Origin of the sequence: Gluconobacter cerinus, from assembly GCF_002723935.1 — a bacterium.
Lineage (GTDB): Bacteria > Pseudomonadota > Alphaproteobacteria > Acetobacterales > Acetobacteraceae > Gluconobacter > Gluconobacter cerinus.
The window spans coordinates 1-24,427 of the sequence record NZ_BEWM01000007.1 but is presented as its reverse complement, the minus strand read 5'-3'; the positions used below and the strand labels follow the sequence as shown (position 1 = coordinate 24,427).

The following is a 24,427-nucleotide window of genomic DNA, read 5'->3' as shown; positions in this document are numbered from 1 at the left end:
AGCCTTAATGATGTGAAGGATCAGGATGCGCGGGTACGGAATGTGTGAAGGGTCAGGCCAATCCAAAAGATTGCCGCCAGAGCATAGAAAGCCGGACCGACGAGGATGGCGTGGGCCAGCCCGAAACGGTCCGACAGCAATCCGAGGAGCCATGGAGCGATTAATCCGGAGATGCCGCCGGCAACCATTGCGCCAAACGATCCGGAAATCGTACGAAGCGATACCGGGACCGTCTCGATCAGCAAGGTCGTCAGGCTGCCAGCCGTTGCCCCAAACGTAGCAATCGCAAGCAGACTAAAGACTTCGCAGAGTGACAGACTGGATGTGGTAAAAGCGACGAGGAACAGGGACGCTGCCAATAGCGCACTCACGGCAAGAGATGCGGCAATGCCCCAGACCCGATCAGCTAGAAAACGCCCGGTCAACCACCCGCCGAGGGGACCCGCTGGCAAAGTGGCTATCAGAACGAGGAAAGCAAAACGCGTGGCGTGAAGGTTATCCAGCCCATGCGCCCGGTGCAGAAAGGCTGGAAGCCACATCTGTGCCGTCATCATACCCGAGAAAAACAGGCATAGTGCGGCCAGATGCGTCACATACGGGCCAATCTTCAGAACGGAGAGCTGATGCTTCCACCCTCCAAAGACTTTTTCGGTCACGATATGCCCATCGGCATGTCCCGGCGCTGGCTCTGCGATCAGAAGCAGTAACAGTGCCAAAACAAGCCCCGGAAGCCCGGTCAACAGAAAAGCCCGATGCCAGTCGGCATGGGCTGCGATCCAGCCTCCAACCCCGAATGCCAGAGCAGATCCCAGCTTGTTCCGCAGCATGAACAAGGAAAAGACAAAGTTTCGTTCACGGCGATCATACAAGTCCGCCAGCCATCCGGGAGCAATGCCCTGATATGCCGCGATGCCGAAGTTTGTCAGCGTACGCCACAACACCAGCGTTGCGAGGCCTGATGCCAAGGCACTCCCCGCAGATGCAAGGCTCCAGAGAATGATTGATCCAATCAGAACGCTCTTGCGACTGAACCGTGATGCCAGAGCCGCGAAAAGCGGGGCACCGACAACACCGGCAATCGTCGAGATGGACGCAACACTTCCAAAAGCAGCATCCGACAGATGAAGATCCGCCTTAATTGGTGTCAGAAGCCCGGCAAGGATCATGCCATCCATGGCGCAGGCTGTTCCCGTCGCCAGCAGCAGTGCAAGCGCCCGTCCCCGCGACGCACGGGCAGAAGGACCAACTGTCGACATGGCGGCTCCAGTCTCGGAAGAAAGGATCAATGACGCATCAGACATGGCGACTAGACCTTCACGTTCTGTGCCTGCCGCTGGCGATGAAGAGCCGTGGCATCGACAAGGATGGAGCGATCAATCCAGCTTTCCAGATCGAAATCATGTTCGATAAGACGGTGGCGCAGGAGGAATTCTTTTTGGGCCGCCAGAGACGCAACATAGTCATCGTTCAACTCAAGACGTACGCCTTGAGGAATATTTTCATACACTGCCGCCAGAGCTTCTGGTGCCTGTCCCAGATCACTGGCCAGGGTACGGATGGCTTCCAACGGTGCCTGTACGGCTAGTTCCGACGCCTCAATCAGGCGCTCAACAATCCGGACCACAAGATCACGGCGTTCATCGAGAAGCGGCTGACTGACAACAAGACCACGCAGGACAGATGGATGAACACGCGAGACCCGGTCTGGCGCAAGGCGCGTGTCATAAACTACGTTAAGCTGCGGGTAGAAGCCGCTGTCTGGGGGGATTGAGGCGGCGACTACGTCTACTTCTCCCGCCTCAAGCGCTTCCAGTCCCTTATGAAAAAGCGAGAGAAGAAAGCTGCCCTTTACGGCACCGGGATGAAAACGCGGGAGGTAAACAGGCTCCACGTCCTCAAGAGATAACCCGACTGATTGCAGGGCCGTCTGATAGATCTTGAACTGCTGTGCGACCATCAGATCGAACGGACTGTCCGGATTATGAAAGATCGCGACGCGACGGCCTTTCAGTGATGCAGGACTGGCGACACCTTTGCTGTGAAGGGACAGTACAGGGTAACGACCTTCAAGGAAGGCAAGGCCAACGACCTTGCAGGCGACACCCAGACTACGCTTCCACACCGCTGGTGCATGCCCGGCATTGCGGAGCCACAGGCGGTCTGCTCCCTCATATTTCAGCTTGGGTGAAAAACCGACGGACGTGAATTCGAAATCTACATCGGGCTCATCACGGAACTCTTCCTGCAAAAGGCCCTGTGCCTGCGCAAGCGCCGTTACGGTCGGAACGGAGGGGCAACGGGTATAGTGAACAACAGGGCGCATCATGGTGCAGTGTCCTTGAAAGCCGTCAGATGTACGGGAAAACCGCCATGGCGGGAGAGCAGCGAGAGGGCATTGGAAGAAAGCACGGAGCGCTGACCGTCCGGATCGTAAGATGTAGCGGCACGAACACGCTCAAGGGTGGATCTGACATCTGGCAGTGGCGCGTAATCGGAGCCGAACACGACCCGCTCCGAACCCAAGACACGGATCGCAGCAGCCACGGCAGCACTTCCACTCCCGGCCGCACCGGTGTCCAGCCAGATCTGACGGAAGTGATGACGCAGTGAGCCGACCTGAATACGGGGGGACACCTCCGCCTGTTCTGCGGCCAACGCACCCAGTCCACTGCCTCCGAGCATCGCAATCTGAAGCGTGACATCAGGAAACGGATCAAGAAAATCCGTGAACGCCAGTGTTGCTATGGCTGAGGCGAAGTGAAAGCCGTTATCGATAACCCAGCGGATCGCTTCGTTATCGTCGTAGATGATATTCGGCGGCTGCCCTGCGATGACGGGATTGGCAAATCCTGTATGCAGGTAGATGTGACTGTGATGTGCCTGCGCCACTTCAAACAGGGACCTGAACTGCTCTGCCGAGGCACGGGAAAAGAACCCATTAACTGGTAGAACACCGCCAATCAGACCAAGTTTCTCATGGCCTCGCGCCAGTTCGCGTGCAGACCATGCGAGATCGCTCGTGCTCAATGCGGCTACGGCGCTGAAACGATCGGGGTGCTGACGAACCAGTGACGATGTTTCGTCATTCCATGCAGTCCAGAGGTCCAACGTTTCTGCCGCGGGCAATGCAGCATCAACACCAAGAGTGGTGGGCCAGGAAATAAGCTGGTGAGCTATGCCTGCCTCATCCAGATGGGCAAGGCGCGTATTGACGTCTGTCCATTGTGAGCCAAGGGGGAATGCCCCTCCTTTCCCTGCTCCAGCGCCGGTACGCCAGATGGCAAGACTATCGCCCTGCTGTCCAATACGAGGCGCTTCCGTACGCTTACCCAGAATGTGGAGGGTCGAAGGTGAAAACCAATGAGCGTGAAGATCAATAACTGGAAAAGACTGAACCATGGGTGTTCCCCTCCTCAAAAGAAATCTACGCGAGCAGAAAGTAGAAACATTCGCGGAGCGCTATACTGATATGTAAAAGTCTGACTTGTTGCGGAGTATGGGAGAACCTGAACGACGTACCTGTTGCCGGTAATATTCGAGACAATTCCGCTCAACTCCCAGCGACTGTTCCACGGCCGGAAGGATGCATGCACGTCTCCGAGCCAAACGGCGGATTGCTGCAATGCCGAGGCTTTTTCATTTGAAACGAGGTAGAAATAGTGCCCCGTGTAGTTCCAGCGCGTGCCGACCGAGCCATCACCAATGCGGGTATGGTAGCTGTAATCGACGGAGATATTGGCCGTCTGGTGCGGGGCACGGGCGAATTCATTCCCTGTCAGATCCGTTGCGCCTGTCGGAGCCGTAAAGTTCGTAAACTTCGTGCGCAGAATACCGACGTTTCCGGATACGGTCAGATCGTTCAGGGGGCGTGCCTGAAACGCGAACTCTCCACCGTAGGAAATACCCGATGCCGCATTCGTCAACGAGATAATGGTCGATTTCGTTGCGGCATCGGTGGCCGTCCAGGAAACCTGGATGTTGTCGTACTTGGAGTAGAAGCCATCCGCGCTCAGGGTAAAGCGCTTGTCAAACCAGCTTCCCTTATAGCCTCCTTCATAGGACGACAGGGTTTCCGGATTGACTGGCGCGGCCTTCTGTAGCGGCGTTCCCCCTCGATTAACCGGATTGGGGGTAATCTGCGTGTTGAACAATCCCGAGCGGTAACCATCGGCAATACGGACGTAGACCATCTGGTTTTTGCCAAGCAGAACCTGAGGCTCGACTTCGTAGCTGACATTCGACCAGCTCCGCCCACCATGGTAGCTATCAATCCCGACGAGAGGGGATGCGACGCTTGCCGCATTCCACCAGTTCGCAGAGTTAGACGAGAACGAGACTGGTGACAGCCCCTGCCTGCTCTCCAAATCCAGATGCAGGTAATCGTGCGTCCAGCGGACACCCCCTGCAATCTGGAACCATTTATTGACGTGAATTGTCGTGTTTCCAAAAATCGCGACGCTATCGGTTGTCTGCGTATAGCTCGTTCCTGAATAACCCGGTTGACCAATGATTGCCGGTGTCGTCACTGCACCCGGCGGAAGCGTCACGCTTGCATTCGTGTCATTCAGGTTTTCATGAAAGTAATAAGCACCAGCAATCCAGGAAATCCGCTTTTGTGCGTCGGATGCCAGCCGGAATTCCTGGCTAACCTGCGTCGGGTGCAGTTTGTCATACGAGCGACTGAACTCCTGAGGTGTGTAATCACCATCCCCGGAAAGGCGACGCTGGGCATTTTCGAACGCCGTTATCGACGTTAGTGCAAGCCCTGCCCCCGGACGCCATGTGGTATGCAGGGAGGCTCCCTCTGAGACGAGCGCCTGCCGCCCGTTGACGTTGGTGTTCGTCAGGTCACGGCTACCGGTTTTCAAAGGGGAATAAACTGAAGTGCCGGGCGCGCTGTAATATGGGACGTTCGTGCCTTGCATGTCCCGCACATGCAGGTTGAGCAGGAACTCCAGCCTCTCGTTTGGACGCCAGAGAGTTTGGAACCGGGTTGCGAAATCGCCAAAATTTCCGACACGCTTGTTGGTCTGCTGGTTGCGGGCCCATCCGTCGGAATTTTCGTAACGCACAGACAGTCGCGTTGCGAGCTCGTTCTTGATAATCGGCGTGTTAAGAACCAGCTCCCCGCGCTTCTGTCCATAATTCCCGAAATCGACCTGTGCATGACCGTCATTACGAAACGTTGGGCGCAGAGACGTGAACTGAATTGCACCTGCCGTAGCGTTTTTCCCCCAGAGCGTACCCTGAGGCCCGTTCAAAACGGCAACCTGCGCCTGATCAAACAGTGGAAATCCCTGAAAGGCGAGGCTGTTCAGGTAAACATCGTCTGCATAAAGCGCGACGGCACCGACTGCATTATTGGCGACATTCCCGTTGCCAACTCCGCGGATATAATACCGGGGACGCAAACGCCCATCGAAATTATACCCCAGTGCATTGGGCGCAAAAGCCGCGACGTCTGCTGCACTGTCCATATGCTGGCGTGCAATCGTTTCCGCGCTGATCGCCGTGATTGTGGCAGGGACTTTCTGAATATCCTGCGAACGGCGGTTTGCTGTGACGATCACCGTCTCCAGCCCTGCCGGACGACCGACCGACGAAGTCTGCTTGCTGGCCTGAGTGTGCCCTGCAGCTTTCTCCTTGTGAGGTAAGTCACTGGCATGACCAGATGCCGTGGAGACGCCCATCGCAACAGTCACGAAAGCAAGCGTCTGCCCGCAGAGTGCGGATGCCATGCTCCACTTGCCACGGCAAGCGCAGGTCTGCGCACCTGAGGACAGGGAGTGCACGGTACGAACTGTAGCGCAACGGACGAAACCAACCACGACGTGAGCTTTCTTGCTGTATGACAGAACGAAGTGATAGAGTGATATTTAGATATCACGATAGATACAGATAGTATCGTTTTTATGGGTACAGATATAACGCGTTAATAAAGTTATATAAAGTTCTGGAGAAAATCCCATGGTGATGTTCCTGCCATTTCTGGACCGTCAATCTGACGAAAGCCTGCAGAAACAGATCGTTCGGCAGATGGTGAGCGCCATCACAAACGGCACATTACGGCCGGGGGAAGCCCTTGCGGGAATACGGGAATGCGCCACGAACTGGGGAGTTTCACGTAATACCGTCATGCACGCGCTGGAACACCTGGAAGCTGAAGGCTATGTGGAAAAGCGCCCTTCACAAGGGACTTATGTGCATCGAACGCCACCGCGGGATGCAGGCGCAGTCACCAACATAATTGGTGTTACGGAGGTCGGAGAAGCTGCCCATCTTAAAGTGGAACCTCTTCACAATCGGGCTTTTGCGAGTAAAAACAACGAAAATAATTCGTTGATTGATTCACCTTCTACAATAAGCCTTGGGTTCGGAAACGATCAGCCCGTATACCGATCGCTCGAATGGAAACGGACCCTTCAAAAACTGTTTCACTATGAGAACTGGAAACGCGGTGGTCAGTATCAGTCCAATGCTGGACTACCGTTTCTTCGCGAGACCATTGCCCGCTGGCTGACGGCCCGCCACGGCGTCTCAGTAGATGAAAGGCAGGTCATTATCGTAGCAGGTCTTCAGCAGGCACACTCTCTGGTCGCTCAGGCACTGCTTGCACCCGGCATGACCGTAGCGCTGGAAGACCCGTGTTATATTGGGAAGAGGCTACTGTATGAGAAGCTTGGGCTTCATATCCTGAACCTCCCGGTGGATGAAAAAGGCGTTAAGCTCTCTTGCGCGACATTTGATAATGTTCAGCTCATCTGCGTTAATCCGGGCTGTCAGGTGCCAACAAATGCGCCTTTGTCGTTGCCGCGCCGACGCAAGCTGGTGACACTGGCTGCTCAGACCCAAACGCCAATCTTTGAAGAATCAATGTTTGACCTGCTGATGCTGGAGGGAAAATCCATCCCTTCCCTGCTGTCACTTTCTGGCGGCCAGAATGTCATACACGCGGGCCTCTTCGCCCCGGCCCTGGGTGGCGGCATGATGCTTGGATACATGGTTGTTCCATGGCCCCTTCTACCTGCGATACTCGATGCCAAGCTGATTCTGGACAATGGACTCCCGTGGCTCGAGCAGGAAGCTTTGGCGAGGTTTATTGATTCCGGTGATCTGGACGATTTTCTCAAACGCCGCCGGATGTCTCTGATGAGGCGTCAGGAGCATCTTGTAAGTGCCATGAAACGTCAGTGGGGTGACTTTTCGATTTTTAATGCCAGTCACGCGCCAAGAATGAGCTGGTTCCTTCCTGGCCCCATTTCTGACAGTGCAGCTTATATAGATAATGCCCGAAAATTAAATCTTCATATCCCTGGGGATTATCCTCTCCACTCCAGGTCCCCCACGAGCATCTCCAATCTTGATCGGCTTATTTCTCATGGGTATGGCGAATTAGCGGAGAGTGACATCGATAAAGCTGTCCACCGTATGATACAGTCTAATACTGTATAGACCTAAAGCGTTTCATGTATAAATGACTTAAAAAACATTGAAAGTTTTCTAATTCATTATCTGCTTTCTGATTACGCGTCACGATCCGCTCTTGGCAGCCAATGATGGCGACGTTCCTCTAAAATAACATTCACAGAAACGTACTGTAACACACCCTGAGTAAGGAGCCAGTCATTGAACAACCATTTCGAGAGATAGAAAACGTGCCGATTGAAATTTTTACGTATTTGTTTGTGTAACGAACGGGTATTGATGATTCTGAATAGGAATTTCTGCGCCGCCTTTTGATGGCTGCGGAACAGATCGGTGATGATACCGGTCTCTCAGCCCTGTTGGACGGTATTCCTGCAGCACAATGAATACTGGCGGACCGGGGCTATAATGCTGACTGGTTTAGAGATACCCAGTAAGAGCAAGGGATAAAGTCCTGCATTCCAAAATAGAGACCTCAACAAAAACACAAACGTCGCAACTGCAGCAAGATTACGTTTGGAAGGCTCAGGGATTGGCGCGGGAGCGCAACCCGCTACGATAGATGCCACCGTTTTCTTCTCAGCCATCTGCCTCGCCGTAACCGTCAATCTTCTGGCTATGAGTCCTGAGCCAAGCACGTTCTGGCTTCATCCAGGCATCATTCCTATCTGATAAGGTCCTTCGAAAAAGTCCCCGAGCGCCAAGCGTCGCCGGAACGTGAGCCGCCGTTGCGCCAAATGGTACACGCGATCATGCAGCAGATGGCAGCGCTGGCACAGCGCCCGAAGATTGCGCAACCGGTTGACCGTGGGGTCGTGGTTCAGATGCGCAGCGGCCAAAACCACCTTAGTCTGCCGGCTCTGAAGCAAAGCGATCAAATCCGGAGGCGCGACAGGTCGTCCCCTTCCATTAAACCAATGCCCCGTCTCCGGATGCTTCCAAAGCCCCCCGGGAAGGACCTGCAGGATTTGTCCATGAGGTCGGCCACACCGCTGGCACATTCCCCCAGCTCGCTCGAAACGCACCTGTCGGCTCAACTCGGACCAGTTGGGCGGATAAAGCGCTTTCAGTTCTGGTCGGATTGGCATTTCTGTTTTTTAGCACAAAAACGACGTCTTGCAGATCCTGGCCTTCTAATCTCTCCCAAAAGATCCACCCCCAACATAATCCCGAGATCTGGCGGAAGCGGCAATGCAGCCTTATCCTCCTCGTCATGACATCCTCTGTCCCCGATCCGGTCCGTCTTGCCGAAGCCCTCCTCTTCCATTGCAGCGGTCCTGTGTCCCGAATGATGCTGGCGCGGGCTCTGGGAGAGGACGTAGAGATTGCCCAGATCCTGAGCCAAGTGGCCAGGCGCACCGAGGGGCTGGGGTTTGAGTTGGTCGCGGCTGGAGACGGCTGGATGTTCCGCACCGCCCCCGACCTGGCGGAAGCCCTGAGGGCGGTATTGGAGCGACCGCCAGAACGCCTGCCCCGGGCCGTGCTAGAAGTGCTCCTGCTGATCGCTGCGCGTCAGCCGATCACCCGACCCGAAATCGAAAGCTTCCGGGATGCCGCCCTGTCGCAGAAGACCTTGGCCCTCCTGCAGGAAAAGGATCTCATTCGCAGCCTCGGTCGCAAGCCAGTGCCAGGCCAGCCGCAGCTTTGGGGGACGACCGAGACCTTCCTCGTGACCTACGGCCTGAGGTCCCTGGCGGAGCTGGATCCGCTGCTGGAAGGCCTCAGAGGGCCGCTTTAGGCCTTTTTGGGCTCGTTCTAAGGGAATTCTAGGACTGCTTTTTGTCATCATAACACGTGGTAATGTTCTCTTACCGCGTATTAAATTAAGATTGCCTTAATTGGTGTCCTACGGCAGACTCATTGGGTATTTCAGAGGGAAGATCACCGACATGACAGTCCCGACAGATCCCGCAGAGCGTCTCTCCGAAGCGTCCTCCCCTGCTCTGCAAAGTGCCTTGGACGCAGCAAAAGACAGTGCCCGGACCGCGGCCTATGCACCCGAAACCCTGCGAGCGTATGCCCATGACTGGCAGGCCTTCTGTCACTGGTGCGACGAACATGGAACGTCTCCTCTTCCGGCCGCTCCTCCCGTCGTTGCGGCCTGGCTGCACAGTCTGGCACCACGTTTCAGCCGCTCGGCTCTCAACCGTCGCCTGGCTGCCATCGGCTATCAGCATCGCATGCGGGGGCTGGAGTGGAGCTCCGGCCATGCGGCCATCCGCACCACCCTTCGCGCTGCAGGACGTGTGTATGGCGCGCCGCAGAAGCAGGCCGCTGCCCTCACCTCCCAGGAAGTCCGCAAACTCGTCGCCCCCGAGCATAGCAAAACAGTCGAAGCGCTGGCGGATCTGCGAGATCGGGCCCTTCTGCTCATCGGCTTTGCCGGGGCGCTGCGCCGTTCTGAGCTTGTCGCCCTCACGACAGAGGCCGTCCGGATCATCGGCACCGGCCTGAAGCTTCATATCGCCCACAGCAAGACGGATCCCGAGCATCGCGGCGAAGAGGTGTTTCTTCCTCGCGGCAAGCATCGCGACACCTGCCCGGTTTTGGCTCTGGAGCGCTGGCTGAAGAAAGCCGAGATTACGGATGGTCCCCTCTTCCGGTCGATCAATCGCTGGGAGCAGGTCGGACGTGATGCCCTGCATCCGGATGCGGTCCGGCAGATCCTGCTGCGTCGTGCTAGGGTGGCCGGGCTCAAGGTTCCCTCCGGGGAACGCCTCAGCTCGCATGGACTGCGCGCCGGCTTCGTTACCGAGGCCTTCCGGGCCAATGCCCGGGACGAGCAGATCATGGCGCATACCCGCCACCGGGACCTGCGCAGCATGCGCCGCTATGTCCGTCGGGCCCGTCTGGACCTGGATTCCCCCGCCCATCTTCTGGACCTGTAGCCCATGCCACAGACGACGGCAGAAATCATCGCGGACGTTGATGAGACAATCGCGCGCCTGGAAGCCTATCGTCTGGAACTGGAAGCGCGACCCGTTGCCCACGGGTATCTCGAACCGGGCCCCAGTGACGAAGATGAACCGGGGGTCGGCTTTCGTCTCTCCACCCGTCCGGCACTCCCCCGCCACACCCCAAGGCCACCGGCAAGCGGCACGGCGTTTTCAATCTCCAGGTCACAACTTTTAGAGCGGAAGACCCCTCTTTGTCGTCCGCTATTCAATCCTCAACCGGACTGGCTGGCACATGTCTTGACCGTCACAGGGTCAGAAGCCGTGCTGGCCCAGTTCCGGGCGACAGCAGCAGGGACTGGCAGTCTATCGTGGGGGCCGGATGTCACCAACCGCGAAGATCTGAGCCGGATCTTTCCCGTTGGAGACGCCCGGACAGCCGCTTTGATCGGCCAGATTGTCCAGAGCCAGACGGTCCTTCTCGAACGGGAGGCAGGATCGGGCTCAGTTCCGTTTGACCTTAATGCCCTTTGTCCCATCCCTCTGGATCTTCTCTCCCTCGGCCCCGCTTCCTCCATGACACAAGCGTGGCTGTGGGAGCACTGGGGAACGTCGCGGCCACTGCAGCAGGTCGACGTCATGGACGGGCATCCGAACAAGCGCACCAACTGCTGGAGCGTCTCGTTCTGGTCGGCGGACTGGACGCCCTGGGCGGCTCTTCAAACCATTGCGACCCGATGGCCCGACCTCACCTTTGCCATACGCCCGCTTTACGATGTCTGAGGGACTGCTTTTGGAAGTTGGTGCCTGGCAGGGCCCGCTGGAGGCGCTCCTGCAGGCGGTCCGTCGTCGTGCGATAGATCTTGGGACGCTTCCGCTGAGAGAACTGATCGAACAGTTTTTGATCTGCGTGGAAGAGGGGCTTAAAAACCGTCCCCTCGAACAGACTGCGAACGATCTTGTTCTGGCTGCAACCCTTCTTCAAATGCGCTCGGCTCTTCTGCTTCGGGAAGATACTGAAGAGCACCTTGCCGCCCACTCGGCAGCCGAGCAGCTCCAACGCGTCCTGCTTCGAAAGGACACGCTTTTGCAAGCCGTGGAGTGCTTTGAAACTCGGCCTGTGCTGGGCGAAAGTGTTTTTGGACGCGGGAAACTGCCCCCCTCGCCTTCTGCTGCTGAGACAGCGTCTTCAATCCTCACCCAAGATCTACTGGACGCGCTTTTGTCAGCATCTCGTCGGAGGGCAAAGCTGCGGCCCCCAGAGAGTATCTTCCAGCCTTCTTTAGTACCGCGTGTTTCTGTTCAGGACGCTTTGGCATGGTGGCAGCGGAAAGTTCGGGACTATCCGGGGAGCACGTGGGACCTCGTCGAAGGCGTGATTCATTTTTCTCTTGGCGCGAGCCCTCAAAACCTAATGCAGCGCAAGGCCACGTGGGCTGCTCATTTTTCAGCAATTTTGGAGCTGGAAAGACAAGGAGACATATATGTCCAGAAGCAAGAACCATCGATCGCAATCGTAATATCCACGTTGATATTTCACACCGAAAAAAACATCTAAGAGATAATTAAAACGTTTCTTTTCAGCCTCTTAAAAAACATATTCTTTATTCGCACGCTCACTAGTTCAGGGCCTCGAGTCGACCTGGTGTCGCTAAAGTTCCCATCTTCGATGATCTGTGCGGGAACTCTAGCGGCACATTCGTTCCCGAGAACTTTAGCGATCTTTGGGAACTCTAGAGACGTTATGGGAACTCTAGGGGCCGATATCGGGAACATTAGCGACCTGAGACTCGGAAAAAATGCCTTATCCCGAGAACTTTAGCGGCACATACTAATATCTAATTCCTAATATCTTTTCCTAGTAGCCAAAGTGTCGCTAAAGTTCCCGGAGACAAACTCGATCAACGGTGTAAAACTTGCTTCATGGGAACTATCCATGACCTTATCGAGAACGAAGGCCGCCAAGGCGCTCTCTCCTTCGATTATGACCGTCGCATTATCAAAATTGCGGCGGAATATATGGCAATGGAAGAAAGCTCTATTGGCTTTCTCTACAGCGGCTTCACTCACGTAGGCTTACCACATAAAAGGCTTTCTGATGACGCCGCATGGCAAGTTACGACCGACAGAGTGACGATGGTTGTAGAACCTGGTCGAAAGGCATCACCCTCAGGCCAGCCAGTTTATGTCGGAGTTCCATACGGATCTAAAGCGCGCCTAATTATGCTCTATTTACAAACCGAGGCGCTAAAAACTAACAATCGAGAGGTTGAATTAGGCCGAAGCCTCCGAGATTGGCTCAAACGAATGGGTATTCCACAAGGCGGAAAATCCATTGCCGACGTACGCGAACAAGCTGAACGCATCTCTAGATGCCGAATTAACTTCGAATTTCATGGTGGGAACTCTAGCGGCCTAATCAATCAAAACATTGTCGACACAGCGATGTTTTTCGATGATAATCCGCAAAATAAGACACAATTCTTAGAACGTGTGAAGTTATCAGAAGTATTTTTTGAACAACTAATTCGCCACCCCGTTCCAATTGAGGAAGCTGCGATTAGATCTTTAAATGGGCACTCTCAAGCCCTCGATATTTATTGCTGGCTAGCTTATCGACTACATGTTTTACATCGCCCTACCCCTATATCTTGGATTGCTATTAAAGCCCAATTTGGGACGGGTGTCGTTCGCATGGGCCACTTTAAAGCAAAATTCATCGATAATTTAAAATTAGCTCAAGCTGTATACCCAGATGCTAAGACTGATGTGACATCAGCTGGACTAACCTTGTACCCGTCAAAGCCGCCAATATCTCCAAAAACGCCTAAATCTTCTCAAATTCGACAGCGAGAAAGTCGCTAAAGTTCCCACTGAAAATTTGGAAGGCTCGAAGCCTTTACCTGCAGCATGGACTTTGAGGTGTTTAGCCCTGATTTGAAAAGGACTCTAAGCTATTCAGATGGAAGTAAAAAGCAGTCTTGATCCAAGACAGTGGCGGCAGAAGGTATTCCCAATCGGCGCGCACTGAGATGGCGTTAACAAAGTCTATAGAGTCGGGAACGGATTCCTGCTGGGTATGGACGTTAATCACTGGTTCCACTTCTGGTGTTACGATGTAACGTACGTTAGTAAAGCTCGCGAGACTATCAAGACCTTGCCACGTGAAGCCTACATCCGGCGCTCGGCTAAATGTAGCACCAAGTGCGAGGATAGTGTGACTTGTTGTATTTGCCCGACGACTAACCTTGAGCCGAAAGCAGGTCCACTAATTGGCGCACATCGACAGAAGAAAAACGCACATATAGCCGATAAGCCTGTCGGAAAACCCTATTTTCCACGTTCTCGCCGCTTACGCCAACCCGACAGGGTTTGTTGCCACTTCTCCTTAAGATTTTGCTCAGGACACACAGTGGCGCGTCACAGGTGCAGCCTGCCTGTCGGAAAACATCTGTTTTACGACAGGGATATGGAACTTATGCTGTCCCCAACAGAAAGGACTAGCCGCATGTCGGCTTACGCCTCATGTCAGTCGTTCAGATGGCCACGCTAATTTCCTCATTGCGGACATGTTGGATTTAAAATTCAATTTCCGTGTCGCATTATGTCTGTGCTGTGGCGTTCTTGTTTGGGCGCGGACAATTGGCGCCGCTTATGTGACGTAAGAGCCGCCGCATGCTGGTGGGGGCGATGTATCACCGTAACCGGCATAGCAAACTATCTGGCCGACTGCCGCGCCAAAGCTACAATCTGGGCCATGGTACAGTTATTGTACCACCGGACTACGAAACCGTGGCCGTGCGCGCGATGGTCGCAAGCATCTTTTGTCTTATCAATCCGCTGACCGGGCGTATCAGATACCAGTAAGGCGTAAATTTTCGCTTTGCCTCGACGTCGAGACAACAAACGCGCGTTTCGGTAGCGAGGCGCGTCCGGTTGTTACCGAGACTTTCGACAGGAAAAGTTTAGAGCCAGCCTGGCTGCACCACGGGCGTTAAAACGCACGAAGTCTTCACTGTCTTGCAAGGAAGCCTGCCCGTAGTCTGTCTGCCAGAAGCGGCCAGCGAGCCCAAACACCACTTCGCGGTCCTCTAAATGCTCCAGAAGAGTGAAGTTTCTCAGACTGAATGGGCGTTTGGCCGGAAGTGAATTTCCTTCAATTCGGTCAATGATCTTGTTGGGAAATTCCCGAATGACAATAGCAGCACGAATGATCGGATCATTGTCTGGCTTATAATTTATGGCGGCCCGAAACACATCAGAAGCCTGTGCGCTTATTTCCAGCGTGTGCCGTTCACGGAAATGAAAGCTCGGAACATATTTGTCTATAAGCATTATTTCGAAAGTCTCTCGTTTGCGTGACGCATGCTCTCAAGAATGAGGATATTCCGTTTTTTTCAAATGAGGGAAAAGCTTAGCATACGCTTTCGATTATTCTCTCAACGGCTCTCGTATCCGCTTGCGCCGTCATATCGGGCGTACAAAATCTCTGTGCTCCTGTTTGCAAAGCAGACATTGCAAGATTGGATATAGATGGCCCACCAAGACCGCGGAGACGACGTTCCGATGCAGACCGTCAAGACTTGCAAGGGAACACCTTTCTCACGACGATGATCTGATAATCAAAAATGACCAAATTTACGCTTGGCGATCTCAACCTGAACTTTTGGAATGAGACATATCGTCATGAAGATCGGACTGGATCATTTAGATTTCGGGCGGAGAACTAAGACGACCTGTTTTGCAGCAGTGTCGGAGGGATCAGCATTCCCATCACAGAAACGACAGCCAAAAGACCTCCCACAATGGCAAGTGCAAGTGACAGGTCAGTGATCTGAGCGATAAACCCGAGAGCGGCAGGACCGGTCAGAATTCCTGAGTATCCAAGGGTTGTGATGGCAGAGACAGCAAGGTGTTCGGGCATATAACGCTGTCGTCCCACTGCTGAGTAAAGGATTGGAACAACATTGGCACATCCTGCTCCTACAAGGGCGTAACCAAATAAAGTGATCTGCCATATAGGTACGACTGTAATCAGGATCATCCCAAGCGCAGCTAATAAGCTTCCGCCTGTAACTAGGAAACGCCCCGAAACACGATTTACAAGATAATCTCCAAACTGTCGACTCAAAGTCATGGTGCATGCAAATGCAACATATCCTAATCCTGTGTATCGCACATCAATATGGCGGGCGGTCGCAAGAAAAACAGCACTCCAATCTATGGCTGCGCCTTCAGTCAGAAAAACAATGAAACACATCATGCCGATCGCGAGAACGACGCCATGGGGCAATACAAACGAAGCACTTTCTTCTGCATTGGTCCGCCCTGTAAGCAGGCCTGGCAGAGCAAGAATGGCGCTCAGAACTAACAAGGCTGCCACAGATACAGACGTGATTGCTGGAGAGAAATCAAGACTGAGCAGGCTACTGACAGCTACCGCTCCAAGAAGACCTCCCACACTGAAAAGGCCGTGAAAACCGGACATCATTGTTCGTTTGCATGCACGCTCAACAATGACAGCCTGAACATTAACGACGCAATCAATGGTTCCAACGCCCGCTCCAAACATGACCAGTGCAGTCGCCAAAAGAGGTATCGAAGCAGAAGAGGCCAGAACCGGAAGAGCAGCACAGATAGCGAGGGTTGCAATGGCAATGATCCAACGACAACCGTAGCGCCCCGCCAGACTTCCAGCTGCCGGCATGGATACGATCGAGCCTGCACCAAGGCACAGCAGTAAAAGTCCTAGATGGGCATCACTCAAACCACATCGAAATTTTACATAAGGAATAATCGGTGCCCACGCGGCCCCCGCGAATCCTGCAATCAGAAATGCTATGCGTGTGGAATATTGTGCACGAGTTGAATCGGCTTGAGGGCTTTTCAGCGAGAACAAATGAAAATTCCTTTGAAGGCATTGTGCACTCTTGTCACACCTACATATGCCACAATCAAAAAAGTCGCGCAGGTCAAGCCAGATATCGGACAGTCTGCTTGCCCCCGTAAACTGCCTATCGGCTCAAGGAATATGAAGCAGAGAGGCGGCAGTTGCCCTCATCTTGGCGAAGGCAACGTTGGCGTGTCGGATTTCTGTCCAGAGATATTGTCAATCAAATCCAGAATTCCGTCGAGCACGGCGTGCTTCACGGGAAACCAAGTTCCAGTTCTCATGCGTGCGATAAGGGTATGAAGCGCACTGATAAAGGCATCCGCTGCTGTGAAATGATGGGTGAAAGCATGAAAAGAGTTGTAATCCATAACGAGCCCGCCGCCGCGCAACCCTGCGAGCTTCCCGCACGCCGTCGCATAGACGTCACCCTCATCATCGAAAAGCTCCTTTACGATGGCTAGCCCGATGATCTGACGCTGTCCGATGGAGACTTCGACGTCTTCACCGCCTACGACCAGTCTCGCTACCGCTTCGCGACCAAGATACCGAGCCGCACCGTTGATCTGGCGGATAGCGTCGTCGACTTCCTTACGGGTCGCACGTCTCTTGCGATCAAGGGAGCGACTAAGACCAGCTTCTGTAATCGGACTGTCCTTGGCCTGAATGAGAATGGCGACGGAGTCGGTCAGCACGAGATGGTCAAGTATCTCCTTGGACGTATCCTTACGTAGCGGATTCATCATGATGCTCTCTGGGTTGAATGCACGTAACAAGCAAACCGAGATATCGCGTTCCTGAAAATAGCCCGGATTAGTACGCGTCAAAGAGTCGTGCCGGAATCCTGTACTTCCCTGGTAGCCATTCACTTCGGGCGTCATGTCGAGGACAAGGATATCATTGGGCGCCAGCTCACTCTTAAACACCGCTTGAATGGCACGATCATCGTCATCGCGCGTTCGCTGTCCGAACCAGTTTATTAAGCCCTGATGAACGCTTTTAGCCGTTTCAGGATTGTAGGTGAGCAGATGAATCTCCTCCTTGTCTGTGAGGCAGCTCCCACCGTCCTCTAGAGCCGTCCTGAAGCTCATCCACTCATAGTTCTGGTCATCGAAGAAGTAGATATTGACCTCATTATACTTTTGAGGATGGTAAGTATCTCGCGGGAGAATGAGTCGTCTCTAAACAGAGGGGAGCGGACAATCAATGGCTGATCATCATCATCAAAAAAGGCTGTAACTAGTGCAGTGGTCGTGGCCGTCGTGGATGGCAGTGCCGGCAGGTACAGGGCAAATCCACCATTCATCTTCGCCGCTAATATTGCTTCTTTCTGCGTTTTTACAATCAGAGAATATTTTTCGTCCGTGCCAAGTCGAATAGGCATCAGGCCGCCCGCAAACTGCCCGACAAGCGACCTCACTTCAGGATGCAGGACAGTCAGCATATACGCCTCCGGGTTAGTGGGTTGCGTTGCAGAATTTCACCGCCCACGGTCGACGACCAAACTAGATGATATCGTCGGATACTACAGCGGCAAGATAGAACCATAATGTCATCAGCTTACACTAGAGTCTTAAGGGTTATTTGAACGATCGGAATAGAGTGAAAACTTTCGCGGGTATCGTCCATATGAATGTCCGGTTTTATCGATCGCCCTGTACAAAGCCGACCGTCCGTTTACCCCCCTAATCGGCTCGAAGGCGGCCATTTAGCGTGAATAGTCTATTTATGCTCGGGCAGTGTGATCGGACGCAAATAATACCCATCGCGTCGCAGTAGAGCCGCCAATCCATCTGGGCCGCCAAGATGAGCAGCTCCGATTAAAATGACTGCACCGCCAGATCGTACATATGGGGTCATAGCTCGATACATCTGGCTGGTTCGTTTGGTGACATCGTACTCATACATTTTCTTCTGGCTTACCGTGACGTTACGATTTCTGATCCAGGCGTCGAATTCATCGTACTGTCCGTTTTGGACGAAGGACACGAATGGGGGCGACGAAAGGTTCTCCTCAGGTCGTTTGAGCATCTCAACGATTGAGTCACGATAGTAGTCATCCGGAATTTCCTTTTGGACCGCCTCCCACTCGTTGAGATGTTCAAGCCGCTTGATCGTGACGCCTGATTCTTGCGCTTCAGTGCGCACGAGGTCGTCACGGGATAGACCTGCTGGCTGCGGGCATGGCATTTCGAGAATAAATTCTGCTGCTTGTGCTGTCTTCATGTTCAACAGTACACGCGAGTACATATCTGTATTACGTGCTCGAAGCATTTCCTGTCCAGTATAACATGCGAGATGTAGTTGCAGTCTGGACTTAAGTTTCTCGATATCTATGCCGTTGACCCACGAGGCGACCACGGTAGGATTAAGTACGATTTCAGGTACGGAATGTTCGAGTTTCTCAGGTTGGGTCTTTGCGTCTTGGTTGGCTTCCGTCCCTTCAGAAAGAAGGACTGATTTTCCTACGAAAACGGCTGCACTTGGCGCCTCGATACCGAAGACAGGAGCATGAACGCCTGGTACGATAATACTTGGTTTGATACCTGATTTTTCGATCTGAATAGCTTCGACGCCTGCTAACGCCACAGAACAACGAAGCACCATGATCGCGCCGAGAGTGATCAGAACGCAAATTTTCCTTATGGTCGTATGCTTGTCAGTCATATTCAGTCATCCCCAAATTACACGCTGGATTTCCGCTCTTTTCGTGAAAGTTAAAAGGCCATCCGAAGAAAAGTAATAATAGCGCCCTGCTGAAACAATTCGCCGCTGGAGCACAGTGTCTCTTTCGAGACAGGATTCTCATCCTATCATTGATACGTCACTTCTCAGTCGCACAATGCAGCCCGACTATCCTCCTGTCACCAAACAGGAGAGCCAGGAATGACTGATACAGAGAGCGGTGAGCAGCGTGTGCTGGAGATCACGATCTACGGTGTCGTGCTCCACGTTCTGCTCGATAACGTGGACGCCGTTATGGAGGCGGAACCTCACGAAGACATGCCAGAGAATTTGTTAGCTCTGCTGTCTCTCCGGAACCAACCATTCATGATTCATGCGGTGCTGGACAATTATATCCTGAGCAAGCTCGGGAAAGAGTTTGGCGCGCCCGTCAGCGCGGACGAGATCCTCTCGATCGCAAAAGAAAACGATCCATATTTTGGCACGTTGCTCGCCGCCGCTGCCGGTTCAGACATCATTACGCATCCTGATCCGTCCGCTACACCCTACTCGAACGCCCGGGTCTCAGTCGTAAAGGTCGAGGGGCCGTCACAGCCGCACGATTGATGTGCTGATTTGATTTTCGACGCGCGTAAAGCCTGTGGATTTATGGACAGCCGTTTTACGGTCGCTCGCGTCCTGATGGACAGCCCTGCAGGCTGACCACAGGCGCGGCTCTGCCCACAACTCCACAGGTTCAACACCAACAACAATATCTTCATTCTTAAAATAAAATCGGCCGATCCGGCGTTTTCTCCTAACGAAAATCGCGTGCTTTGAGCAGCTCAGATCCCTGAAGCAATAGCGTGCGGTCTTCCAAGCTCAGCACAACGACATGGATCACATCGCCCTCTTTCTGAAGCCGGCCCTGACAGGCCAGAAGACGGGACGCGAGAAGAGGACGGCGGTATTTCTCCTGCACATCCTTCCAGACAATCAGATTGGCCGTGCCGGTTTCGTCCTCGATGGTCACGAACATGGTGCCGTTGGCCGTCCCTGGCCTTTGCCGCATCAACACCAGTCCGGTGAGCTGGATCCGGCGTCCATCCCGCAGATAAGGGAGGTCCCCGCAACGAACGATCCCTTCTTCCCATAAGCCCTCCCGTAGAAACGCGACCGGATGCCCGTCCAGACTGAGTCCTGTCGCCCGGTAATCTTCATGCACTGAGGCCCGCTCTGACATCAGTGGCAAGGTAATCTCCGGCTCGATCACTTCCGGCAGCGGAAAGTTCCGCCCCCGATCCGCTGCCTCGAACAACGGCAGCGCCGTGTCCGCCAGTCCCTTGATTGACCACAGGGCAGCACGGCGCATCTGCCCGAACACCCGAAACGCATCAGCCTCCGCCAGACATTCCAGGGCCGAGACCGGCACATCCGCACGGCGCCAGACATCATCAATACTCTCATAGTCCGGCATCCGGGCCGCAATCAGGGCCGCCCCGTGTCCGTTTGCCAGCCCCTTCACCATCCGAAAGCCCAACCTGACGGCCGCGTGCCATCCGTTCCGGCCGCGCTCCAGCGTGCAATCCCATCGTGAGGCGTTGACACAGATCGGCCGGACCTCGACCCCATGGCGCTGTGCGTCCTGAACAATCTGCGAGGGGGCATAAAATCCCATCGGCTGGCTGTTCAGCAGGGCGGCACAGAACACATCCGGGTAATGGCATTTCATCCAGGCCGAGGCGTAGGCAATCAGGGCAAACGACGCCGCGTGGCTTTCGGGGAACCCATAGCTGCCAAACCCTTCGAGCTGCGCGAAGGTCTGTTCAGCAAACTCCTGCTCATAGCCATTGGCCAGCATCCCGTTCACCAGCTTGTCTCGAAACGGCGACACGCCACCGGTCATTTTGAACGTCGCCATCGCGCGGCGGAGCTGGTCCGCCTCGCCTGGCGTGAAGCCTGCGCAGTGAATCGCGACCTGCATGGCTTGCTCTTGGAACAGCGGGACACCCAGTGTTTTCCCCAAAATACCGCGCAGGGTCTCGGACGGATAGGTGACAGGCTCCAGCTTTTCTCTCCTGCGGAGATAGGGATGGACCATATCGCCCTGGATCGGCCCCGGCCGCACGATCGCCACCTGAATCACCAGATCATAAAAGGTCCGCGGCTTCATGCGCGGCAGCATCGACATCTGCGCCCGGCTTTCGATCTGGAAGGTGCCGAGCGTGTCCGCCTTCTGGATCATGCGATAGGTCTGCGGATCCTCGGCCGGGATCGCGGCGAGATCCATCCGGGTCTGATACACGGTGTGCAGCAGCTCGAACCCGCGACGCAGACAGCCCAGCATCCCCAGTCCCAGAACGTCCACTTTCATGAAGCGCAGGACGTCGATGTCATCCTTGTCCCAGACGATGATCTGCCGCCCGTCCATGGCGGTCGGCATCAGAGGGACGAGTTCATTCAGGCGATCCTCGGTCAGCACAAACCCGCCCGGATGGGTGCCAAGCTGGCGCGGAAAGCCGAGAAGCAGGCGCGCGAGATGGAAGGTCAGACTGAGGCGGCGATCCTTCAGGTTCAGGCCAAGATCCGCCGCACGGGCCTTGCACAGATCGGGATCGGCCAGAGAGGAGGCGATATGTTTGGAAAGCTGGCCGGTCAGATCTTCCGGCAAGCCCAGAACCTTGCCGACTTCCCGCAACGCCCCTTTGGGCTGATAGCGCTGAACAGTCGCGCACAGGGCCGCGCGGTGGCGACCGTAGTGTCGGTAGATCCACTGGATGACCTCTTCTCGGCGGTCGCTCTCGAAATCGACGTCAATATCCGGCGGCTCCTGCCGTTCGGCCGAGATGAAGCGCTCGAACAGCAGGCCCGAGCGGACCGGATCAATACTCGTGATGCCCAGAACATAGCAGACGGCCGAGTTCGCAGCCGATCCCCGTCCCTGACAGACAATCCCAAGGGAGCGGGCATGACGCACGATCGTATTCACGGTCAGGAAATACGGCGCGTAGGCCAGAGAGCCGATCAGCCTCAGCTCATGGGCGATCTGTGTCTCGACGTCAGGCGGCGCCCCGGCCGGGTAGCGACGCGGCAGTGCGGTCTGGACCAGGCGTGTCAGGGTGTCCTGCGCGCTTTCGCCTGTGCGCTCGGTTTCGGTCGGATACTGATAAGTGAGATCATCGAGGCTGAAGGCGCAGGCCTCGGCAATCCGCCGCGTGTTGGCCAGAGCGTCCGGAAAGGCGGCGAACAGGCGTGCCTGCTCTTCTGGCGCCTTCAAATGGCGATCGGCGTGGACATGACGGCGGTTCCCGAGATTATCGACGGTGCAGCCTTCCCGGATCGCCGTAACGACGTCCTGAAGAATATGTCGGCGCGCATCGTGGTAGAGAACGTCTCCCGTCGCAACGCAGGCCAGACCTTGTGCCGCACTGAACGCCGAGAGCGCGTGTAGCCGCGCAAGGTCTCCCGGCTGCCGGAGCATGGTCAGCGCGAGAAACCGGCTCTCTTCTTCGCCTGCCCTTTGTCCCGGCAGATCCAGCAGGCTCTCAACGTGCCCGGGAAGCTCTACCAGATCCTCGGGCGGCAACAGGATCATGAGGAGGTCCGGTGCTGCTGCGACGAGATCCTCCCACCCTAGAAGGAAAACGTCCCGCTCGCTCCGGTGATGACCGAGGGTCAGGAGCTGGCACAAACCTGCCCAGCCCGCACGGTTGCGGGGATAGGCCAGGAGCGCACTGCCATCGCGCAGAGTTAGACGACATCCCGGTAGAAGCCGCAGACCGGCCTCACGCGCCGCCAGATGGGCGCGGATTACCCCGGCCACAGAGTTCCAGTCGGTCAGACCGATGGCGCCATACCCGAGCGCTTTCGCCTGGAACATCAGTTCATCCGGCTGGCTGCCCGAACGCAGGAACGAAAACGAAGACGTCACCTGCAATTCGACGTAAGGCGCGCTCACGGCTCAGCGTCTGTGCGGATGCGGGTGCCGGCTGCTGTCGGGAGCGTTGCTGGTTGGCGCGCGCATCACGACAAATCCGGAGCGTTCCAGATAGGCGACCAGCCGTTCGGCCACGAGACGGGCCATCAGTTCGGCGGCGTCATGCGTGCGCCTGCGTCCGTCATAGCACAGCGCGTGCATCAGGACTTCGGCCACGTCCGAGGTGCTGGCCGGGATCAGGTCATCATGGGGCTCCATCAGAACGCCCCCTGAAGAAACCACGCGCCCGACCCGGACCAGTCGTGGGTTCCGTCGCCTTTGCGAAACAGCCACAGGCGCAGGCCGGTCGTGGTCTCAACCTGCCAGTAATCGCGGATCGCGCCGTAGCTGTCGGTCGTCTGCCACCACTCACCTAGCAGACGTTCGGGGCCATCGGCCGCCGCAATGCGATGCGTCTGCCGCTTGAGGACGAACTGGCGTGGCGCACCGTCCGGGAGCAGGGCAGTGACCTGCACCCGGACGGGCAGATCGAACAGGATGTTCGGCCGCGCCCAGAGCATCTGGCTCGCGAGAGGCGGTTTTGCCATGTCGTCTGGAGAAATGCGAGACTGCCCGTCCTCTGGCCAGGCGGCAAACCGGGGCGCGAGCTGGTGGACAGAAACAACCCCCGGACGGTTCAACAGCCGGTCGATCAGAGTGGCCGGGAGCGCGCGCTCCGAGGATGCCCCGACGTCCGGCAGGACAGACCGCTCGGGTCCGGTTTCGAGCGGTTCGTTCGCGCTGACGGTCAGGATGACGGTTTCAATTCCAAACTCGGGCGCGATCTGCGGGATCTGGTCTCCCAGCAGGCGCATCAGACGTGTCACGTCAGCCGTCGGATCGGATGTCCCCACGCGGATGGCCTGAATGGATCCGTCCACGCGCACGCAGAGAAAGTCGAGCTGCCGCGCCCCCTCCCCGCGCGCCGTCAGCTTCTCGCAGACAACCGGCACGAGTGCGGCAATCACCGTGGCAATGGCGTCCGATGTGCTGATGGGCTCGACCAGGGACCGGGTCAGGCAAATGCGGTCCGCAGGTTGAAACACGCTGAGCGGGCTGGCCTGCCGCCCAAGAGCCTCATCGAGACAGGTGAGAAGCTGCGCCCCAAATCGCTTGGCCAGAGGCGCGCGAGGGAGGTCCGCAAGATCGCCAATGGTGGTCAGGCCGAGCCGGGTAAGGCTGGACAGCGTCTTCTCGGGTAACGGAAGCGCTGAACAGGGCAAAGGATGCAGCGCCTGCTTCTGCTGACCGGGAGGCACGAGACAGATCCGGTCGATCCCCGAGCGGGCCAGGGCGCGTGAGGCAGCGGCCGTATCGCTCAGCGCCACGGAGCAGGAATGCCCTCTCGCCTGCAGGCGTTCCCTGACGAGATCCAGCATGGCCGCCTCGCCGCCGTAAAGATGGGCGCATCCGGTGGTGTCGCTGTAGAGACCGTCCGGAGCATCGAACGCGGGCAGCGGCGACAGCCAGATCAGCCAGGAGCACAGATCGGTCAGCGCTGCCCTCTGTGCTTCTGCGTCTTCCTCTGCCGTCAGAAGATCCGGCACCAGGGAGCGGGCCTGTGCCAGCGGCAGTCCC

General features: G+C 55.7%; 18 protein-coding genes and 3 pseudogenes. 9 read left to right on the top strand and 12 right to left on the bottom strand.

The features are described 5' to 3' along the window. Positions 1-20: 20 nt before the first annotated feature. The 4 genes from GCE01_RS14255 to GCE01_RS14240 are packed head-to-tail and all read right to left on the bottom strand — an operon-like array spanning position 21 to position 5,828. A complete protein-coding gene (locus GCE01_RS14255) occupies positions 21-1,256 on the bottom strand; it encodes an MFS transporter (protein ID WP_167386173.1) in 1,236 nt (411 codons plus the stop codon). Positions 1,257-1,306: 50 nt separating this feature from the next. Beyond that, complete coding sequence (locus GCE01_RS14250) at positions 1,307-2,326, bottom strand: ABC transporter substrate-binding protein (protein WP_099213376.1); 1,020 nt, start codon at positions 2,324-2,326, stop codon at positions 1,307-1,309. After that, a complete protein-coding gene (locus GCE01_RS14245; protein WP_099213375.1) occupies positions 2,323-3,399 on the bottom strand; it encodes an amidohydrolase family protein in 1,077 nt (358 codons plus the stop codon). Before GCE01_RS14245 ends, GCE01_RS14250 begins: the two co-directional genes overlap by 4 nt. Before the next feature lie 14 nt (positions 3,400-3,413). After that, positions 3,414-5,828 (bottom strand): TonB-dependent receptor, encoded by a 2,415-nt coding sequence (locus GCE01_RS14240; protein WP_145995804.1) that lies wholly within the window; start codon positions 5,826-5,828, stop codon positions 3,414-3,416. Between the two features lie 139 nt (positions 5,829-5,967). On the opposite strand from GCE01_RS14240, the pseudogene GCE01_RS17455 reads away from it, so the two are divergent. From GCE01_RS17455 to GCE01_RS14200, 8 genes and pseudogenes are all read left to right on the top strand, one after another. Further along, positions 5,968-6,192, top strand: a pseudogene (locus GCE01_RS17455) (GntR family transcriptional regulator); the annotation flags it as partial. Between the two features lie 279 nt (positions 6,193-6,471). Then, positions 6,472-7,452, top strand: a pseudogene (locus GCE01_RS14235) (aminotransferase-like domain-containing protein); the annotation flags it as partial. Between the two features lie 287 nt (positions 7,453-7,739). Next, positions 7,740-8,047 (top strand): annotated as a pseudogene (locus GCE01_RS17170) (transposase); the annotation flags it as partial. Positions 8,048-8,638: 591 nt separating this feature from the next. Further along, entirely contained in the window at positions 8,639-9,163 is a 525-nt protein-coding gene (gene scpB / locus GCE01_RS14225; protein WP_244591241.1) for an SMC-Scp complex subunit ScpB, read from the top strand. 151 nt (positions 9,164-9,314) lie between these two features. Beyond that, a complete protein-coding gene (locus GCE01_RS14220) occupies positions 9,315-10,313 on the top strand; it encodes a site-specific integrase (RefSeq protein ID WP_099213371.1) in 999 nt (332 codons plus the stop codon). Between the two features lie 3 nt (positions 10,314-10,316). After that, positions 10,317-11,102, top strand: coding sequence for a hypothetical protein (locus GCE01_RS14215; RefSeq protein ID WP_099213370.1), 786 nt, complete (start codon positions 10,317-10,319; stop codon positions 11,100-11,102). Beyond that, entirely contained in the window at positions 11,095-11,877 is a 783-nt protein-coding gene (locus tag GCE01_RS14210; RefSeq protein ID WP_244591240.1) for a segregation and condensation protein A, read from the top strand. The genes GCE01_RS14215 and GCE01_RS14210 overlap by 8 nt, the downstream gene beginning before the upstream one ends. A 365-nt stretch (positions 11,878-12,242) precedes the next feature. Next, entirely contained in the window at positions 12,243-13,184 is a 942-nt protein-coding gene (locus tag GCE01_RS14200) for a replication protein RepA (protein ID WP_099213368.1), read from the top strand. Between the two features lie 1,074 nt (positions 13,185-14,258). Here GCE01_RS14200 and GCE01_RS14195 read toward each other — a convergent pair. The 5 genes from GCE01_RS14195 to GCE01_RS14180 form a co-directional block, all read right to left on the bottom strand. Beyond that, complete coding sequence (locus GCE01_RS14195) at positions 14,259-14,654, bottom strand: hypothetical protein (protein ID WP_244591239.1); 396 nt, start codon at positions 14,652-14,654, stop codon at positions 14,259-14,261. A 391-nt stretch (positions 14,655-15,045) separates the two neighbouring features. Next, positions 15,046-16,026 (bottom strand): MFS transporter, encoded by a 981-nt coding sequence (locus GCE01_RS14190; RefSeq protein ID WP_244591238.1) that lies wholly within the window; start codon positions 16,024-16,026, stop codon positions 15,046-15,048. A gap of 350 nt (positions 16,027-16,376) precedes the next feature. Continuing rightward, positions 16,377-17,300, bottom strand: a complete 924-nt coding sequence (locus GCE01_RS14185) for a hypothetical protein (RefSeq protein ID WP_244591237.1) — start codon at positions 17,298-17,300, stop codon at positions 16,377-16,379. Beyond that, positions 17,297-17,653 carry a hypothetical protein gene (locus tag GCE01_RS17165; protein ID WP_244591236.1) on the bottom strand — a complete coding sequence of 119 codons (357 nt, stop codon included), beginning with the start codon at positions 17,651-17,653 and terminating at the stop codon, positions 17,297-17,299. Before GCE01_RS17165 ends, GCE01_RS14185 begins: the two co-directional genes overlap by 4 nt. Before the next feature lie 278 nt (positions 17,654-17,931). Next, positions 17,932-18,876, bottom strand: coding sequence for a TraB/GumN family protein (locus GCE01_RS14180; protein ID WP_099213366.1), 945 nt, complete (start codon positions 18,874-18,876; stop codon positions 17,932-17,934). Positions 18,877-19,095: 219 nt separating this feature from the next. Between GCE01_RS14180 and GCE01_RS14175 the strand changes: the two genes are divergently transcribed. Further along, complete coding sequence (locus GCE01_RS14175) at positions 19,096-19,500, top strand: hypothetical protein (RefSeq protein ID WP_244591235.1); 405 nt, start codon at positions 19,096-19,098, stop codon at positions 19,498-19,500. A 190-nt stretch (positions 19,501-19,690) separates the two neighbouring features. Here the strand turns inward: GCE01_RS14175 and GCE01_RS14170 are convergent, their stop codons facing one another. The 3 genes from GCE01_RS14170 to GCE01_RS14160 all read right to left on the bottom strand — a co-directional run. Next, positions 19,691-22,831, bottom strand: a complete 3,141-nt coding sequence (locus GCE01_RS14170) for an error-prone DNA polymerase (RefSeq protein ID WP_099213365.1) — start codon at positions 22,829-22,831, stop codon at positions 19,691-19,693. A 3-nt stretch (positions 22,832-22,834) separates the two neighbouring features. Beyond that, entirely contained in the window at positions 22,835-23,092 is a 258-nt protein-coding gene (locus GCE01_RS14165; RefSeq protein ID WP_244591234.1) for a PDDEXK family nuclease, read from the bottom strand. Then, positions 23,068-24,427: Y-family DNA polymerase (locus GCE01_RS14160; protein ID WP_099213363.1), on the bottom strand; the 1,360-nt coding region annotated here is incomplete at its 5' end. The genes GCE01_RS14165 and GCE01_RS14160, both read right to left, overlap by 25 nt.

What these genes read in the sequence shown, in the direction of transcription:
- GCE01_RS14220 (WP_099213371.1), top strand. Translation starts at nt 9,315, where the DNA reads ATGACAGTCCCGACAGATCCCGCAGAGCGTCTCTCCGAAGCGTCCTCC.
- GCE01_RS14250 (WP_099213376.1), bottom strand. Translation starts at nt 2,326, where the DNA reads ATGATGCGCCCTGTTGTTCACTATACCCGTTGCCCCTCCGTTCCGACC.
- GCE01_RS14190 (WP_244591238.1), bottom strand. Translation starts at nt 16,026, where the DNA reads ATGCCGGCAGCTGGAAGTCTGGCGGGGCGCTACGGTTGTCGTTGGATC.
- GCE01_RS14195 (WP_244591239.1), bottom strand. Translation starts at nt 14,654, where the DNA reads ATGCTTATAGACAAATATGTTCCGAGCTTTCATTTCCGTGAACGGCAC.
- GCE01_RS14185 (WP_244591237.1), bottom strand. Translation starts at nt 17,300, where the DNA reads ATGAGCTTCAGGACGGCTCTAGAGGACGGTGGGAGCTGCCTCACAGAC.
- GCE01_RS14200 (WP_099213368.1), top strand. Translation starts at nt 12,243, where the DNA reads ATGGGAACTATCCATGACCTTATCGAGAACGAAGGCCGCCAAGGCGCT.
- GCE01_RS14175 (WP_244591235.1), top strand. Translation starts at nt 19,096, where the DNA reads ATGACTGATACAGAGAGCGGTGAGCAGCGTGTGCTGGAGATCACGATC.
- GCE01_RS17165 (WP_244591236.1), bottom strand. Translation starts at nt 17,653, where the DNA reads ATGCTGACTGTCCTGCATCCTGAAGTGAGGTCGCTTGTCGGGCAGTTT.
- GCE01_RS14180 (WP_099213366.1), bottom strand. Translation starts at nt 18,876, where the DNA reads ATGACTGACAAGCATACGACCATAAGGAAAATTTGCGTTCTGATCACT.
- GCE01_RS14215 (WP_099213370.1), top strand. Translation starts at nt 10,317, where the DNA reads ATGCCACAGACGACGGCAGAAATCATCGCGGACGTTGATGAGACAATC.
- scpB (WP_244591241.1), top strand. Translation starts at nt 8,639, where the DNA reads ATGACATCCTCTGTCCCCGATCCGGTCCGTCTTGCCGAAGCCCTCCTC.
- GCE01_RS14255 (WP_167386173.1), bottom strand. Translation starts at nt 1,256, where the DNA reads ATGTCGACAGTTGGTCCTTCTGCCCGTGCGTCGCGGGGACGGGCGCTT.
- GCE01_RS14245 (WP_099213375.1), bottom strand. Translation starts at nt 3,399, where the DNA reads ATGGTTCAGTCTTTTCCAGTTATTGATCTTCACGCTCATTGGTTTTCA.
- GCE01_RS14210 (WP_244591240.1), top strand. Translation starts at nt 11,095, where the DNA reads ATGTCTGAGGGACTGCTTTTGGAAGTTGGTGCCTGGCAGGGCCCGCTG.